Annotated in this window: 15 protein-coding genes; 6 read left to right on the forward strand and 9 right to left on the reverse strand. The window is 62.3% G+C overall.

The genetic code is table 11. From position 1 onward, the window contains the following. Nucleotides 1-30: 30 nt before the first annotated feature. From FBY02_RS14500 to FBY02_RS14515, 4 genes are all read right to left on the reverse strand, one after another. Entirely contained in the window at nt 31-1,719 is a 1,689-nt protein-coding gene (locus FBY02_RS14500; protein ID WP_144928641.1) for an ATP-dependent DNA ligase, read from the reverse strand. Further along, nucleotides 1,716-2,741 carry a ligase-associated DNA damage response exonuclease gene (locus FBY02_RS14505; protein WP_144928643.1) on the reverse strand — a complete coding sequence of 342 codons (1,026 nt, stop codon included), beginning with the start codon at nt 2,739-2,741 and terminating at the stop codon, nt 1,716-1,718. The genes FBY02_RS14500 and FBY02_RS14505 overlap by 4 nt, the downstream gene beginning before the upstream one ends. Nucleotides 2,742-2,888: 147 nt before the next feature. Continuing rightward, nucleotides 2,889-5,339 (reverse strand): penicillin acylase family protein, encoded by a 2,451-nt coding sequence (locus FBY02_RS14510; RefSeq protein ID WP_144928645.1) that lies wholly within the window; start codon nt 5,337-5,339, stop codon nt 2,889-2,891. Nucleotides 5,340-5,602: 263 nt separating this feature from the next. Continuing rightward, a complete protein-coding gene (locus FBY02_RS14515) occupies nt 5,603-6,247 on the reverse strand; it encodes a glutathione binding-like protein (RefSeq protein WP_144928647.1) in 645 nt (214 codons plus the stop codon). Between the two features lie 157 nt (nt 6,248-6,404). Here FBY02_RS14515 and FBY02_RS14520 point away from each other — a divergent pair, with 157 nt between their 5' ends. Continuing rightward, complete coding sequence (locus tag FBY02_RS14520; protein ID WP_144928649.1) at nt 6,405-6,962, forward strand: cysteine hydrolase family protein; 558 nt, start codon at nt 6,405-6,407, stop codon at nt 6,960-6,962. 179 nt (nt 6,963-7,141) lie between these two features. On the opposite strand, the gene FBY02_RS14525 is transcribed toward FBY02_RS14520, so the two are convergent. The 4 genes from FBY02_RS14525 to FBY02_RS14540 all read right to left on the reverse strand — a co-directional run bounded on the left by FBY02_RS14525 (nt 7,142) and on the right by FBY02_RS14540 (nt 8,889). Continuing rightward, nucleotides 7,142-7,345 carry an SEC-C metal-binding domain-containing protein gene (locus tag FBY02_RS14525; protein ID WP_003198420.1) on the reverse strand — a complete coding sequence of 68 codons (204 nt, stop codon included), beginning with the start codon at nt 7,343-7,345 and terminating at the stop codon, nt 7,142-7,144. Between the two features lie 5 nt (nt 7,346-7,350). Then, the gene (locus tag FBY02_RS14530; protein ID WP_144928651.1) at nt 7,351-7,836 is read right to left on the reverse strand and encodes an LEA type 2 family protein; all 486 of its coding nucleotides are present in this window, start codon (nt 7,834-7,836) and stop codon (nt 7,351-7,353) included. A gap of 64 nt (nt 7,837-7,900) precedes the next feature. Continuing rightward, on the reverse strand, nt 7,901-8,377 hold the full coding sequence (locus FBY02_RS14535; RefSeq protein WP_144928775.1) for a YchJ family protein: 477 nt from the start codon (nt 8,375-8,377) through the stop codon (nt 7,901-7,903). A gap of 14 nt (nt 8,378-8,391) precedes the next feature. Further along, complete coding sequence (locus FBY02_RS14540; protein ID WP_144928653.1) at nt 8,392-8,889, reverse strand: DUF6231 family protein; 498 nt, start codon at nt 8,887-8,889, stop codon at nt 8,392-8,394. A gap of 191 nt (nt 8,890-9,080) precedes the next feature. Between FBY02_RS14540 and FBY02_RS14545 the strand changes: the two genes are divergently transcribed. From FBY02_RS14545 to FBY02_RS14555, 3 genes are all read left to right on the forward strand, one after another. After that, nucleotides 9,081-9,776 carry an OmpA family protein gene (locus tag FBY02_RS14545; protein WP_047701917.1) on the forward strand — a complete coding sequence of 232 codons (696 nt, stop codon included), beginning with the start codon at nt 9,081-9,083 and terminating at the stop codon, nt 9,774-9,776. Between the two features lie 167 nt (nt 9,777-9,943). Continuing rightward, nucleotides 9,944-10,216: a DUF1145 domain-containing protein gene (locus tag FBY02_RS14550; protein ID WP_144928655.1), complete on the forward strand. Its 273-nt coding sequence runs from the start codon at nt 9,944-9,946 to the stop codon at nt 10,214-10,216. Then, nucleotides 10,209-10,967 carry a collagen-like protein gene (locus FBY02_RS14555; RefSeq protein ID WP_144928657.1) on the forward strand — a complete coding sequence of 253 codons (759 nt, stop codon included), beginning with the start codon at nt 10,209-10,211 and terminating at the stop codon, nt 10,965-10,967. The genes FBY02_RS14550 and FBY02_RS14555 overlap by 8 nt, the downstream gene beginning before the upstream one ends. Before the next feature lie 119 nt (nt 10,968-11,086). Here FBY02_RS14555 and FBY02_RS14560 read toward each other — a convergent pair whose 3' ends face one another. After that, on the reverse strand, nt 11,087-11,551 hold the full coding sequence (locus tag FBY02_RS14560) for a CopD family protein (protein ID WP_144928659.1): 465 nt from the start codon (nt 11,549-11,551) through the stop codon (nt 11,087-11,089). A gap of 98 nt (nt 11,552-11,649) precedes the next feature. Between FBY02_RS14560 and dinG the strand changes: the two genes are divergently transcribed. Then, the gene (dinG, locus tag FBY02_RS14565) at nt 11,650-13,794 is read left to right on the forward strand and encodes an ATP-dependent DNA helicase DinG (RefSeq protein WP_144928661.1); all 2,145 of its coding nucleotides are present in this window, start codon (nt 11,650-11,652) and stop codon (nt 13,792-13,794) included. 109 nt (nt 13,795-13,903) lie between these two features. Beyond that, the gene (locus tag FBY02_RS14570) at nt 13,904-15,049 is read left to right on the forward strand and encodes a serine hydrolase domain-containing protein (protein WP_144928664.1); all 1,146 of its coding nucleotides are present in this window, start codon (nt 13,904-13,906) and stop codon (nt 15,047-15,049) included. Nucleotides 15,050-15,117: the final 68 nt, after the last annotated feature.

Consider the following 15,117-nt stretch of genomic DNA (forward strand, 5'->3'; position numbering starts at 1 on the left):
GCCACAATTGATAGTGCAACCACGCAGAGCTTACTTCAGCAGATCCTGAAGCGTTGCCAGGGTATCGGCCTCTTCCACGGTCTTGTCCTGGCGCCAGCGCAACATCCTCGGAAACCGCACTGCGATCCCGCTCTTGTGGCGGTTGGACAAGGCAATGCCCTCGAAGCCCAACTCGAAGACCAGGGTGGGCGTGACGCTGCTGACCGGACCGAACTTCTCCACGGTGGTCTTGCGCACGATGCTGTCGACCTGGCGCATTTCCTCATCGGTCAGCCCCGAGTAGGCCTTGGCGAACGGCACCAGGCTGCGCTCGCGGCTGCCCGGCGGATTGTCCCAGACGGCGAAGGTGTAATCGCTGTACAGGCTGGCGCGCCGACCATGACCGCGTTGGGCGTAGATCAACACGGCGTCGACGCTGAACGGGTCGATTTTCCATTTCCACCACACACCCATGTCCTTGGTCCGGCCGACGCCATACAGCGCGTTGCGCGCCTTGAGCATCATGCCCTCGACGCCGAGGCTACGGGACGCTTCGCGCTGGCGGGCGAGGTCGAGCCAGTCCTGGCCGGAGACGATCGGCGACGGCAGCAGAACCGGGCTCTGGATACCTGCGATCAGTGCCTCCAACTGATCACGGCGTTCGGCCTGGGGACGGTTGCGCCAATCTTCTCCTTGCCATTCCAGCAAGTCGTAGGCCATCACCACCACCGGCGCGTCTTCGAGGACCTTCTTGCTCAGGATCTTGCGACCGATGCGCTGTTGCAACAGGGCGAACGGCTGTACGGCCGGTTGCAGCGGCGCATCCGCAGCGAAGACCTCCTCAGTCACCGGTTGCGAGGTTTTCCATACCACGATTTCGCCGTCGATCACCGTGCCGTCGGGCAGCATCGATACCAGGGAATGCAATTCAGGGAAGCGCTCGGTCACCAACTCTTCGCCCCGGGACCAGACCCACAGATGGCCGTCGCGCTTGATCACCTGGGAGCGGATGCCGTCCCACTTCCATTCCACCTGCCAATCGCTGGCCGGCCCCAGCAGCGCGTCGAATTGCTCTACCGGAGCGGACAAGGCGTGGGCCAGGAAAAACGGATACGGCTGACCGCCACGTTGGGCATGTTCATCCTCGGATTCGGCGGCGATCAGTTTGAGATATCCCTCGGCCGTCGGGCGATGGGACAGGTCGGTGTAACCCACCAGGCGCTGGGCGACCCGTTTGCTGTCCAGCCCGGCCATCCCCGCAAGCGCCCGGGTCACCAGCAGCTTGGACACCCCGACCCGGAAACTGCCGGTGATGAGCTTGATACAGAGCATCAGGCTCGAACGGTCGAGTTGTGCCCATAAGGTGGGCAATCGTAGCGCCAATACCTCCGGCGTTTCGCCACGCAGCGGCAGCAGTTTCTCTTCTATCCACAGTGCCAATCCTTCGGCGCTGGTGTGGGGGGACTCCGGCAACACCAGAGAAATGGTTTCGGCCAGGTCGCCCACGGCCTGATAGCTTTCTTCGAACAGCCAGGGCGACAAACCGGAGACCTGTACGGCCAGGTCCCGGAGGATTTTCACCGGCACCAATTGCCGGGGACGGCCACCGGACAGGAAATACACAGCCCACGCTGCATCCTGGGGCGGCGCCTGGGTGAAGTAGCGCTGCATGGCGGCCAGCTTGGCATTGCTGGAGGTGGTGGCGTCCAGGTCGGCGTAGAGGTCGGCGAAGGCTTTCACGATGCGTCCTCGCCAGTGGCGGCGATGACGTCTTCTTCATCGTCGCCGTATTCGGTGCTGAAACCCTGGGCGTCGAGGCCGAGCTCGCACAAATGTCGCACCAGCACACCCACCGACCCGTGCGTGACCATGACCCGCTCGGCGCCGGTCTGCTCGATGGCCCAGAGCAGGCCGGGCCAGTCGGCGTGATCGGAGAGCACGAAGCCACGGTCCACGCCACGCCGCCGTCGAGTGCCCCGCAGGCGCATCCAGCCGCTGGCGAAGGCATCGCTGTAGTCGCCGAAACGGCGCATCCAGGTGCTGCCGCCGGCCGACGGTGGGGCAATGACCAGGGCCTGGCCCATCATCGGGTCGTTCTTCTTGATGTCACCGGCATAAATCGTCGGCGGTAAATGAACCCCGGCCTCGCGGTAGACCCGGTTCAACGGCTCCACCGCGCCGTGGGCGAGGATGGGGCCGAGGCTGGCGTCGATGCCGTGGAGAATCCGCTGGGCCTTGCCGAAGGAATAGCAGAACAGCACGCTGGCCCGGTTGGCAGCGATGTTGGCGCGCCACCACTGATTGATCTCGTCGAATATCTGCGCTTGAGGTTGCCAGCGATAGATGGGCAGGCCGAACGTGGATTCGGTGATGAACGTATGACATTGCACAGGCTCGAACGGCGTGCAGGTGCCGTCGGGTTCGACTTTGTAGTCCCCGGATGCCACCCAGACCTCGCCTTCATATTCCAACCGCACCTGGGCCGATCCCAGCACATGGCCGGCGGGATGAAAACTCAAGGTCACGCCGTGATGTTGCAGGCGCTCGCCGTAGGGCAGGGTCTGCAGATTGATGTCCTGGCCCAGCCGCGAACGCAGGATGCCTTCGCCGGGGGCCGCTGCCAGGTAGTGTTGATTGCCGCCGCGGGCATGATCACCGTGGGCGTGGGTGATGACCGAGCGCTCGACCGGGCGCCAGGGATCAATGTAGAAGTCCCCGGGTGGGCAGTACAGGCCTTCGGGGCGGGCAATGACAAGGTCCATGCAAACAACCGTGGCGATGGGCTTGTCAGGTAGAGGCGAGGGCGGGGGGAGAAGTTCTATCGGGTTTGGGTACGACAAGATCAGCAGACAAGATAGACAAATGTGGCGAGGGGATAAATCCCCTCGCCACAGGGAGGAGTATTGCTGTTACTTACCGGGAACGAGGGTCAGACGAGTCTTGCCATACGCCCGGTCAAAGTTCTGCGGTTGCAGCGGCAGGTTCTGGTATTGCCCCTTGATCCACGGATCGGCGCCGATGAGGTAGTTGGGGCTGGCCGGGTTGCCCGACTGGCCGACACCGCCCTGGACCATCAACGGTTCGGGCTGGCCGAGATCGACGATGAAGCGCATGTCCGGCGCCTGGGTGGCGTTGAAGTCCTGGCCCCAGGCGAATGCCGCAACATTGAGCGTGGTGGCGTCGCCGCCGGCAGATAGCGGACCGCGTACGACCTGGCCGTTGCCATTCTTCCATGCATAGTTGTGCAATTTGCCCCACTGCCAGGCCTTATGGTCGCTACCCAATTGGCTGTCACCGGCACTGATGGTCGCGGCCAGGCTGCGGGCGAGGATAACGGCCTTGTCTTCTTTTTGCGGCGTACGCACGTCATCCCAGAACGGGCTGTCCTCGCGTCCCAGCAAGTGATCGGCCTGGGCCGAATAGGACAGTTCGCCGTTGGCAACCAGTGCTTTCCACGCCGGGCTGCTCTCCGGGCCCAGTTCGTCGAGGAAAATCTGCTTCATGCTTTCTTGCAGGAACAGTTCATAGAGCGCTGCATCGGCGGAGGTCGGGCTGAGTCGGCCATCGAACGCCATCAGGCGGGTATAGGCTTCGCGGGCCTTGGCCCGGTCAGCCACTGGCAGGGCTTCGATGGCCTGCTTGAGGGGCTGAGCCATGCCCGGGGCCTCAAAGACTTTCTTGAGTTTGGCCGCGAACGTCGTGGTCTGGTCGTATTGCATGGCGGTCAGGCTGCGGACGTCGTGCTTGCCGGCGCCGGCCAGTTCGGCCAGGCGCTCGCCACGTTCCGGTGCGGCCCAGGAGTTGGACAGCTGCATGCCGTAGCCATGGGGAATGACCCGCTGGTTGGCGTTGCCTAGCCAACCCTGGCTCGGGTCCTGATCGTAAGGGTGCGCCATTGGGTCGGCGTAGCCTTCCCAGTCGTAGCGACCGTCCCAGCCCGGCGACGGCAACAGGCCTTCGCCTTCACGGCGGTTCGGATAGCGCCCGGTGACCTGCCAGCCGATGTGGCTGGCATCGGCAAACACCAGGTTCACCGCCATGGCCCGGATTTCACGGCTTGCGTCGGAGGCTTTCTCGGCGCTCTGGGCCCGGGACAGGTCGAAGAATGCGTCCAGGGTCTTGTCGTCGGTGAGGCTCGGCGTCTGCAAGGCCAGGCCAAAGCCATTGGCCGTGGCCAGACCCTGGACGCTGTTGAGCAGTGGGCCATGGCGGGTTTCGTACACGGCTTCGCGAATCGACCGCTGACCTTTGACGAAGTAGGTTTCGTTGCGCAACATCGCCGGCTGCCATTTGCCGTTGACCTCGTAGGACAAGCCATTGCCCTGGCGTCGGATTTTTTCCAGGAACAGGTCCTGGTTGTCCCCTTGGACGCTGGTCATGCTCCAGGCCACATCACCGTTGTAGCCGGCCAGGATCAGCGGGATGCCGGCCAGGGAAACACCGGCCGCCTGATATTTGGGCGCGCGAATCTGCACCACACTCCACAACGACGGCACGCCCAGCGGTCCATGGCTGTCGCTCGCCAGCAGGCTCTTGCCGTTGCGGCTGCGTTGCGGGGCCATGGCCCAGCTGTTCGAAGACCTGGCACCCAACAGGTTCAGTTCGGCCAATTGGCGAGTGGCGTTGCTGATTTCGTTCAGGCCCGGGATCTGGCCGTTGAGTCGCAGACCCTGAAGTTTGTCGGCCTCGCCTTGGGGCAGGGGTTCGTCCGGGTAAGATGGGGTCAGCCAGGCCAGTTTGTCCTGGTTGACCGTCTGGGCCATGACCAGGGCGGCGATTTCTTCCGGCAGGTTGGCCGACTGGCTGAAGTTCAGCAGGCAGAACATCAGCGCCGAATCCTCCGGCTTCCAGTATTCGGGCTTGTAACCGGTGGCGGCTAGGTCCGACGGCAGTTTGTCGCGGTAGCGGAACAAGTAGGCGTTGACGCCACGGGCGTAGACTTCGAAGAAGCGTTTGAGCCGCGGCGACGAAGCCTTGTACAGCTCGTCGGCACTTTTCTTCAGATTGACCGCACGCATGTAGCGGTCGACGTCCAGCCGTTCGGCTCCGGACATTTCCGCCAGCCGACCCTGGGCCAACAGGCGCATGGTCACCATCTGGGTGATGCGGTCGCTGGCGTGGACATAGCCGAGGGCGAACAGCGCATCATGGAAGCTGTTGCTCTCGATCAGCGGCATGCCCATGGCATTGCGTCGAACCGAGACGTTCTGCGCCAGCCCCTTGAGTGGTTGCACGCCGGAAGTCGGTGGGACACTGTCCTGGGTATTCCAGGCCTGGCAACCGCTCAAACCGAGCACACTGGCCACGGCGGCGGCAACGCCGAGCCGGGAGAAGAAGAAATTAGAGGCTGGCGAGGCCATGACAAAGCTCCTGCGGGAGGGGGCGGCAAATAAAGGCGCTACGTTAGTGAGCAGGCGGGGGTCGCGCAAGCGGGGGCGCGGGTTATTTGTGGATTTGGATGAAACTCCGTTCTCGAGTTTACGCCTGGTTTTCTGTGGCGAGGGGATTTATCCCCGCTGGGCTGCGAAGCGGCCCCCTCCAAACTCAGATTGGCACACCGAGTTGCTGGGGTTGGGGCCCGCTGCGCGCGCCAGCGGGGATAAATCCCCTCGCCACAGGTTGCTCAGGATTTCGGCGGATTGATCTTATCCACCAGCGCATAGGCCCTTACCGTGGCCGGGCGCTCCTTGATGCGATTGAACCAGCGCTGCAGGTTCGGGAAATCTTCCAGGCGCTGGCTTTGCCATTGATGGGACACTGTCCAGGGGTAGATCGCCATGTCGGCGATGCTGTATTCGCTGCCCGCCACGTAATCACGGTCCGCCAGGCGCCGATCCAGCACGCCATACAGGCGAGCGGTTTCGTCGACGTAGCGCTTGATCGCGTAGGGAATCTTTTCCGGAGCGAACCGGCTGAAGTGATGGTTCTGCCCGGCCATCGGCCCCAGGCCACCCATCTGCCAGAACAACCATTGCAGCACTTGCTGTCGTCCGCGCAGGTCCTGTGGAATGAAACGGCCGGTCTTTTCCGCCAGGTACAGCAGGATCGCGCCCGACTCGAACAGCGAGATCGGTTCGCCACCGTCGGCGGGCTCATGGTCGACGATGGCCGGGATGCGGTTGTTGGGGGCGATCTTCAGGAAATCCGGTTTGAATTGCTCGCCCTGGCCGATGTCGACCGGATGTACCTTGTAGGGCAGGCCGGCTTCTTCGAGGAACAGCGAGATTTTATGGCCGTTGGGGGTGGTCCAGTAGTACAAGTCGATCATGGAAGGCTCCAGATGAGACAGCGTGATGGATGGACAACAAACGACGGCAGGAGGTCGTCCTCTTTTTGCCCGAAGGCTTGCCTGTAGGCAGAGGTGATGCTCCAGTGTGGAAAATTCAATGACCAGGAAAGTGAAAAATCGGAATGGAGTGATAGACATGGAGCTGGAGAACAACGCAGCGTTGATTCTCATCGATCAACAGAAAGGCATCCTGGATCCCAGGCTCGGTTCTCGCAACAACCCCGAGGCAGAGCTGCGCATGCTCGAATTGCTGGCTTTCTGGCGAGCTTCGGCGCGACCAGTGATCCATGTCCATCATCTGTCCCGTTCGCCGGATTCGGTATTCTGGCCTGGGCAGCAGGGCGTGGAAGTCCAGGAGCGCTTCGAACCGCAGGAAGGGGAGTGGCTGATCCACAAGGACGTGCCGGACGCGTTCTGCGCCACTCACCTGGAGGCTGACCTGCGCCAGGCGGGGATCGGACAACTGGTGATCGTCGGCGTGGCGACGAACAACTCGGTGGAGTCCACGGCGCGTACGGCAGGCAACCTGGGTTTCGATAGCTGGGTGGCCGAAGACGCCTGTTTTACCTTCGACAAGGCCGATTATTTCGGCCGGCCCCGGTCGGCCGACGAGGTCCATGCGATGTCCCTGGGCAACTTGCATGGCGAGTATGCGACGGTGGTCAGCGTTAAGCGGATTCTGGAGGCGGGTTGATCGTGTGGGAGCGGGCTTGCTCGCGAAGAGGCCATCACATTCGGCGCATAGGTTGGCCGGCCAACCGCTTTCGCGAGCAAGCCCGCTCCCACACCCACTTGGTACCGCAGGTCACTCGGTGGGAGCGAGCCTGCTCGCGATGACGATTCAACTGGCGAAGACACGCTCCGCCGCGGCTATCAAGCGCCGTGGCACTTTTTGAATTTCTTGCCATTGCCGCAGGGGCAAGGGTCGTTGCGGCCGACATCCTTCAAGGCGTTGCGCACCGGCTCCTGATGGGCATGGCCGCAGTTCGGACCGTGGACGTGGCCGTGGTCATGATCGTGGTGATGATCGTGATCGTGGTTGCAATCAGGACCGTGAACGTGGGGTTGTTGGGTCATCGGGGTTACTCCGCAATAAAATCGGCGGCGATTATCACGCCATTGCGTTTCAGGTGCACGTAGTGAGCGATGAATAATCCGGTTTCCAGCTCACCTTCCAGACGATAGGGGATCTGCTGGTGGGGTTTTTCGAGCAGTTTCACCACTTCCCGCACCTGCGGCCACAAATTGGTGCGGATCGGTATCTTGAAGTAGCCACTTTGCCCGGGAGGGACGGTGAACCAGTGCTCATGCTCGCCTTCGGTCAACAGCAGGTCGCCCAGATGGATCTGGTAGGTCAGGCCGCGCACGGTCAGGTCGCTGTCGCCAGGGTTGTCGACTCGCAAATGCAGCATGAACCGCTGTTCCAGCAGCCGGGCCCGCACCACCTCGACCTTGACCAGGTGCACCTGCGGTTCAGCAGTCTCGTCGGTTTGCCAGGATGCACAGCCACCAAGCCCGATGAACAGCAGCAGGCAGGTGATGCGTAGCGTGTGTAATGGATGGGTCATTGTCCGCGCCTCTGCTTCCAGTCTAGCCCGCTGATACAGGGGCAAGCGTCGGACATTTCCGAAATCAGCGAGCGAAGTAGCCTGCGCAGCATTTCTTGAATTTGTGCCCGCTGCCGCACGGGCAACTGTCGTTGCGCCCGGTCTTGACCGGCACGGTCGGATCGATGAAATACCAGCGCCCCTCGTTCTGCACGAATGACGACTGTTCGCGATGGGCGTGTTCCCCCTGGCCGTCGTGCCAGCGCGCGGTGAAGGTGACAAAGGCATGCTCCGGCTGCCCACCGAACACCTCGCTGCTTTCCACCTCCAGTCCCAGCCACGTGCTTTTGCTGCTCCACTCACTGATGGACAGGCGATCGAGCCCCTCCTGCTGGGCGGGCAGGGTGGTGCTCACCAGGTAATCCACCAGTCCCAGCACATAGGCGCTGTAGCGTGAGCGCATCAGGGCTTCGGCGCAGGGCGCCGGGTGACCGTCGTGGTAATGACCGCAGCAGGCGTTCAACGGGTTGCCACTGCCGCAGGGACAAATGGTTGCGTTCAGGCTTGTGTTCACGGCTACCACCAATATTTTCCGAAGTTCTCGGGGTTGGCCCAAAAACGTGAATTGAGCCAATCGGGGACTTGTTTGTATTCAAGCAGATCGTAGGTAAACAGGGTCAGCACCTGTTTCTCGCGCTGGAACCGTTCACTGGCTTGCAGGGCCAGGGAAAAGAAGTCCGTTTCCTGCCAGCCGCAGGCATCGAGGTCAGCCAGCACGGTGATACGGCTGGCGTTGAGATTACGGATCCCGCCCAGCAGGTTCAGACCGTCGCGCTTGGGCAGATGTTCCAGGCAATCGAGTGCCAGGGCCAGGTCGAAGCGCTGTCCAGCCACCTCCACCGGCAGCGGGCCGGGAGCGACCTGGACCACTTCGGTGTCGGGATGCGCCTGCTGGAACGCCTCGAGGGCGGGGAAGCTGCTGGCGCCGACCAACAGCAGTTTTCGCGGGGCATAACGGTCAAGCACGGCGGCCAGTGCCTGCTGGGGTGTGCGCGATGAAATGGCAACGGTCATTGAGATTCCTCGGTCAGAACCACCACGATAGCCTGCCTGGACAACGTGGCCTAGAGCGGTTTGCATTAAAACGTGCCGAACGGCCGCAAACATTGGGCAAAATCCCCGATAGCGCGGTGCTGGCGCAGATCCGAACTCGGGTCTTTACTCCCCAGAATCGGCGCAAAGCCGATCCCTCAAGGAGAAACCCCATGAGCATAGTTCGGACAGCGTTACCCCTGGTTCTGCTAACCGGTGTATTGACTGGTTGCGCAGGTTTGCAAAAAACCGACTGGCCGACCTGTGCGGCCGTCGGCGGCGTGGTTGGTGCGGGATTGGGCGCCACTGAAAGCACCTCCTGGGCCGGCTACGGTGCACTGTTCGCCGGCAGCATGGCAGCAGCCTATTGCTGGGTGCATGGAGACGGTGACGAAGACGGCGATGGCGTGCCCGACAGCCGCGACAAGTGCCCGGGCACTCCGAAAGGTGTGCAAGTCGACGCAGATGGCTGCCCACCGCCCGCTCCAGCGCCGATGGCCGAGGAGCCGGTTGTCGTCAAAGAGGAAACCATCGTGGTTCGCGATGTGCATTTCGAATTCAACAAGTCCACGCTGACCGCGGCCGACAAAGAAGTGCTGAGTGGCGTTGCGACCCGCCTGAAACAAGAGTCGTCCACTGCCCAGCTTCGGGTGACCGGTCATACCGACAGTGTTGGCAGCAATGCCTACAACCAACGACTGTCGGAGAAACGGGCCAATTCGGTGGTGCAGTACCTGGTCGAAAGCGGCGTGCCTCGCGCCAGTTTCGTCTCGGTCGCCGGTGCCGGTGAGAGTCAGCCGGTGGCCGACAACAAAACCGCAGATGGACGCGCCATGAACCGTCGGACTGAAATCAAGATAAACCGCTGACCCCTGCGATGTGGGGCCTGTCGTGGTGAGGACTCCCTCGCCACGACAGGTTTTCCAGCCAATACCTGCGCGCTTGTCCCATGGATTAAATTTGCTTGGCCCTCTGGCTTAACCTGCGCGCAAGCCGTTACTGTGCGTGCAAAGAATAATGTTCACCCGGGGGGCGTATGAAGGTGTTTTGGGGGCTGGGGCGCTTGTTGACCCTGCTGTTCTGGCTGGTGGTGCTGGTCAATCTGGTCGTGCCGTTCGTCCATCCGCTGCATGTGTTGGTCAACCTTGCCGGGGCAGTGTTGCTGGCAGTCCATTTGCTTGAGCTGCTGTTGTTCCGGGCCAGTTTCCGTGGCTTGCCCTCTCCCGGTCGTGAACGCCTCCGAGTGCTGCTGTTCGGCATCTTTCATCTGCAAACCCTCCCGACTGCCGCAGAGGCCTCCCATGCGTAAATTGTGTCTGCTCGCTGCATTCGTGTGCCCATGGGCATGCGCCCAGGTACTCCAGGTAGAAACCCACTCGTTGATGCGCCTGCCCAATACCGCCAGCACCTTGACCCTTGAGCGGCTGGACGTGGCCGATTACGGCACGTTGCTGGTGCCGTCGAACGTCACTCAATTGTCCATCGGCCAATTGCATCTGGGGCGCGAAGCGCGGATCGCCATCGTGCCTGCGCAACAGCCGCTGGCGATGAGCGTTATCCAGGCTGATCTGGCTGATGGCAGCCAGATCACTTCCCGTGGCGCTCCGGGCACTTATACCAAGGCTGCGCGGCCAGGCCGCGATCTCAACCTGCGTTTCAATGCATTGAATGCGCCAGTGCTGTCTGTGGATGCCCGTGGCGGTACAGGTGCGCCAGGCTACGTGGGCCTTGACGGCGCCAACGGGAAGGCTCCGGGTTGCACCTGGGGTTCGGCCGGACGCGGTGCCGATGGCAGCAATGGCAGTGATGGCCAGCCGGGGGCGGCCGGTGCGCTGGTGCGCCTCGAGCTGCCCCGGGATTACCCGGCTGAGCTGATCAAGGTGGCGGTCGATGGCGGTGCCGGCGGTGTGGCGGGTCCCGGTGGCAAGCCTGGCGCCGGCGGCAAGGCCAAGGGATGTTTCGTCTATACCGCTGACGGCGGCAGAAGTGGCAAACCGGGCGCTGCCGGCCAACCAGGACCTGCCGGCGCAGCGGGGACGGTGACCGTACAACGGTTCTAAGTCAGAAGGAAAACCTGTGGGAGCGGGCTTGCTCGCGAATGCGGTGGATCAGTTTGCATTTATTAACCTGATACACCCTCTTCGCGAGCAAGCCCGCTCCCACAGGGGGATGTAAGTCTTCAGAACATCGGCCGGGCCGCGGCAATCGCCACCACCAGCAATCCGATCAGCAGGTTGATGCCCACCAGTCTGCGGATTTTCCCCAGCACCGACGCAGCCGTCGGCCAGTCCTGCGCTGCCACGGCACTGCGCAGTGCCGGCAACTGCAAGCCCTGGATACGGATGAACAGCGCCGTCATCACCACATACAGCCCCATCATGATCTGTACATAGCGCGGTGTCGCTTCGAAACCGGCGAAGCGTACATGGATCAGACCTACACCGCTGATCGGCAAAAGCACCACCGCCACCCAGACCCAGATGAAAAAACGTTGAAACACTTCTACCCACAGTTTCAGCCGGGCAGGGCCCTCAAGCGCCGTCATTGCGGCGGGGCGCAGGATCATCCAGGCGAAGAACATGCCGCCGACCCAGATCAGGGCCGCCAGCAAATGCAGGGTGTAGATGAAGGCAAAGGGTGTCATTGAGTTACTCCGTTCTGCGCAGGATTCATTAGCGGGGTATGATAGCCGCCGATCCGAACCACTGAAAATTTATCCAGCGTTTTTAGCGCCCGACATTCATGATCAGCACCGAACTCAAAACCACGATCCAGGGCGCCTATTCGCGTTTTCTCGAAGCCAAGAGCCTCAAGCCGCGTTATGGCCAGCGCCTGATGATCGCCGAGGTGGCGAAAGTCCTGGGTGACATCGCCACCGACGACGAAGGCCGACGCGGTGGCGATCCCGCTGTCGTGGCGGTGGAGGCCGGTACCGGTACCGGCAAGACCGTCGCCTACAGCCTGGCGGCTATTCCCACGGCCAAGGCCGCCGGCAAGCGCCTGGTCATCGCCACGGCCACCATCGCCCTGCAGGAGCAGATCGTCTTCAAGGACCTGCCCGACCTGATGCGCAACAGCGGGTTGAACTTCAGCTTTGCGTTGGCCAAGGGGCGCGGGCGCTACATGTGCCTGTCCAAGCTCGACATGCTGCTGCAGGAAGGCCAGGCGCAGACGGCCACGGCTCAGTTGTTCGAGGAAGAAGGCTTCAAGATCGAAGTCGATGAGGCCAGCCAGAAGCTGTTTACCAGCATGATCGAGAAACTGGCTGGCAATAAGTGGGACGGCGACCGCGACAGTTGGCCGACCACCCTGGAAGATGCCGACTGGGCGCGCCTGACCACCGACCACAGCCAGTGCACCAACCGTCATTGCCCGAACTTCGGCCAGTGCGCCTTCTACAAGGCCCGCGAAGGCATGGGCAAGGTCGACGTCATCGTCACCAACCACGACATGGTATTGGCCGACCTGGCCCTGGGCGGTGGCGCGGTGCTGCCGGACCCGCACGATACAATCTACGTATTCGACGAAGGCCACCACCTGCCGGACAAGGCCATCGGTCACTTCGCCCACTACACCCGCTTGCGTTCCACCGCCGACTGGCTGGAAACCACCGCCAAGAACCTCACCAAGCTGTTGGCCCAGCATCCGCTGCCGGGCGACCTGGGCAAGTTCATCGAGCAAGTGCCGGAGCTGGCGCGGGAGATCAAGACGAACCAGCAGTTCATGTTCACCGCCTGCGAACAGGTGGCCGACTTCAAGCCGGGAGAGGACGTCGAGGGCCGCGAGCGGCCACGTCATCGTTTCGTCGGCGGCATCATCCCTGAGCACATGCGTGAAATGGGCATCGAGCTGAAGAAGGGCTTCGCCCGCCTGACCGACCTGTTCACGCGCCTGACCGACCTCCTCAAGGAAGGGATGGATGGCGAGGTTAATATCGGCATCGCCAGCAACCAGGCCGAGGAATGGTACCCACTGTTCGGCAGCCTGTTGTCTCGCTCCCAGGGCAACTGGGAGCTGTGGACGGCCTTCACCACTGAAGATCCGGAGGACAACCCGCCCATGGCGCGCTGGCTGACCCTGGCCGAAAGTGGTTCGCTGTTCGATATCGAGGTCAATGCCAGCCCGATCCTGGCGGCGGATATGTTGCGTCGCAATCTGTGGAACGTGGCCTATGGGGCTTTGGTGACGTCCGCCACGCTGACTGCGTTGGGTACGTTCGATCGCTTCCGCATGCGTGCCGGCCTGCCGAAAACCGCCGTGACCGCCGTGGTTCCGAGTCCGTTCCACCACGCCGACGCCGGTGTATTGCGGGTGCCGGATCTGAAGGCTGATCCACGGGACGCCGCCGCGCACACCGCCGCGATCGTCCGTGACCTGCCGCAGTTGGTGGAAGGGTCGCGAGGCACCCTGGTGCTGTTTTCCTCGCGCAAACAGATGCAGGACGTGTTCGACGGCCTTGACCGTGACTGGCGCAAGCAGGTGTTCATCCAGGGCAACCTGTCGAAGCAGGAGACCCTGAACAAGCACAAGGCGCGGGTCGATGGCGGGGATTCCAGCGTGCTGTTCGGTCTGGCGAGCTTTGCCGAAGGGGTGGACCTGCCCGGTGCCTATTGCGAGCACGTGGTGATCGCCAAGATCCCGTTCTCGGTCCCGGATGACCCGGTGGAAGCGGCATTGGCCGAATGGATCGAAGCCCGTGGCGGTAACCCGTTCATGGAAATTTCCGTGCCGGATGCTTCGCTGAAGCTGGTCCAGGCTTGCGGTCGTTTGCTGCGTACCGAAGAGGACCGCGGCACCATCACCTTGCTTGATCGCAGGCTGGTGACCCAACGCTACGGCAAGGCGATTCTCAATGCGTTGCCGCCGTTTCGGCGGGAGATTTCCTAGGAAACCGTGATTTTGTGGTTGGCCAGCCGTCCCATGACGGTTTCCAAAACCGCCAATGGCTGAAACAATGCGGCCACTTGAGAAAGTCTTTGTTTCAAAGGAGTTGCGGGTGCAGATTCAAGGCCATTATGAACTTCAGTTCGAGGCGGTACGCGAAGCCTTTGCAGCGCTGTTCGATGATCCCCAGGAGCGCGGCGCGGCGCTGTGCATCCAGGTCGGCGGCCGGACGGTGATCGACCTGTGGGCCGGTACGGCTGACAAGGACGGCCATGAGGCCTGGCACAGCGATACCATCGCCAATCTGTTTTCCTGCACCAAGACCTTCACTGCCGTCACTGCCCTGCAATTGGTCGCCGAAGGCAAGTTGCAACTGGATGCCCCGGTCGCCCGTTACTGGCCCGAATTTGCCGCGGCCGGCAAGCAATCCATTACCCTGCGCCAACTGCTCTGCCATCAGGCCGGATTGCCGGCGTTGCGTGAATTGCTGGCGCCCGACGCCTTGTATGACTGGAACACGATGGTCGACGCCCTGGCTGCCGAAACGCCTTGGTGGACACCGGGGGATGGCCATGGTTATGCCGCGATCACCTACGGCTGGCTGGTCGGTGAATTATTGCGCAGGGCAGACGGTCGAGGCCCTGGGGAGTCCATCGTGGCACGTGTTGCCAAGCCGTTGGGCCTGGATTTCCATGTCGGTCTTGCGGACCAGGAGTTCCATCGCGTGGCCCATATCGCCCGCGGCAAAGGCAACGTCGGTGATGCGGCGGCGCAACGCCTGCTCCAGGTGACGATGCGCGAGCCCACCGCCATGACCACCCGGGCCTTCACCAATCCGCCATCCGTCCTGACCAGCACCAACAAGCCTGAGTGGCGACGCATGCAGCAACCGGCCGCCAACGGCCATGGCAACGCCCGCAGCATCGCCGGGTTCTATGCCGGTCTGCTGGATGGCAGCCTGCTGGAAGGTGAAATGCTCGATGAGCTGACCCGCCAGCATAGCTTCGGCGAGGACAAGACGTTGCTGACCCAGACCCGTTTCGGCCTGGGCTGCATGCTCGACCAGCCGGATGTACCGAACGCCACCTACGGCCTGGGCCCGCGGGCATTCGGTCATCCGGGGGCCGGTGGCTCCATCGGGTTTGCCGACCCGGAGCATGACGTGGCGTTCGGCTTCGTGACGAACACGCTGGGGCCTTACGTATTGATGGATCCGCGCGCGCAGAATCTGGCGCGGGTGCTTGCCACTTGTCTGTAAAACGTTCCTGAAGGGGGACGCATCGGAACCTGGTGTCCTTTTCGGTTTCAAAGCGTCTGTTTATGTGC

Origin of the sequence: Pseudomonas sp. SJZ078, from assembly GCF_007828255.1 — a bacterium.
Classification (GTDB): domain Bacteria; phylum Pseudomonadota; class Gammaproteobacteria; order Pseudomonadales; family Pseudomonadaceae; genus Aquipseudomonas.

Excerpts from the sequence above, each read along its gene's own strand:
- FBY02_RS14545 (WP_047701917.1), top strand. The coding sequence starts at position 9,081 with ATGAGCATAGTTCGGACAGCGTTACCCCTGGTTCTGCTAACCGGTGTA.
- FBY02_RS14560 (WP_144928659.1), bottom strand. The coding sequence starts at position 11,551 with ATGACACCCTTTGCCTTCATCTACACCCTGCATTTGCTGGCGGCCCTG.
- FBY02_RS14540 (WP_144928653.1), bottom strand. The coding sequence starts at position 8,889 with ATGACCGTTGCCATTTCATCGCGCACACCCCAGCAGGCACTGGCCGCC.
- FBY02_RS14520 (WP_144928649.1), top strand. The coding sequence starts at position 6,405 with ATGGAGCTGGAGAACAACGCAGCGTTGATTCTCATCGATCAACAGAAA.
- dinG (WP_144928661.1), top strand. The coding sequence starts at position 11,650 with ATGATCAGCACCGAACTCAAAACCACGATCCAGGGCGCCTATTCGCGT.
- FBY02_RS14510 (WP_144928645.1), bottom strand. The coding sequence starts at position 5,339 with ATGGCCTCGCCAGCCTCTAATTTCTTCTTCTCCCGGCTCGGCGTTGCC.
- FBY02_RS14550 (WP_144928655.1), top strand. The coding sequence starts at position 9,944 with ATGAAGGTGTTTTGGGGGCTGGGGCGCTTGTTGACCCTGCTGTTCTGG.
- FBY02_RS14555 (WP_144928657.1), top strand. The coding sequence starts at position 10,209 with ATGCGTAAATTGTGTCTGCTCGCTGCATTCGTGTGCCCATGGGCATGC.
- FBY02_RS14515 (WP_144928647.1), bottom strand. The coding sequence starts at position 6,247 with ATGATCGACTTGTACTACTGGACCACCCCCAACGGCCATAAAATCTCG.
- FBY02_RS14505 (WP_144928643.1), bottom strand. The coding sequence starts at position 2,741 with ATGGACCTTGTCATTGCCCGCCCCGAAGGCCTGTACTGCCCACCCGGG.
- FBY02_RS14530 (WP_144928651.1), bottom strand. The coding sequence starts at position 7,836 with ATGACCCATCCATTACACACGCTACGCATCACCTGCCTGCTGCTGTTC.
- FBY02_RS14525 (WP_003198420.1), bottom strand. The coding sequence starts at position 7,345 with ATGACCCAACAACCCCACGTTCACGGTCCTGATTGCAACCACGATCAC.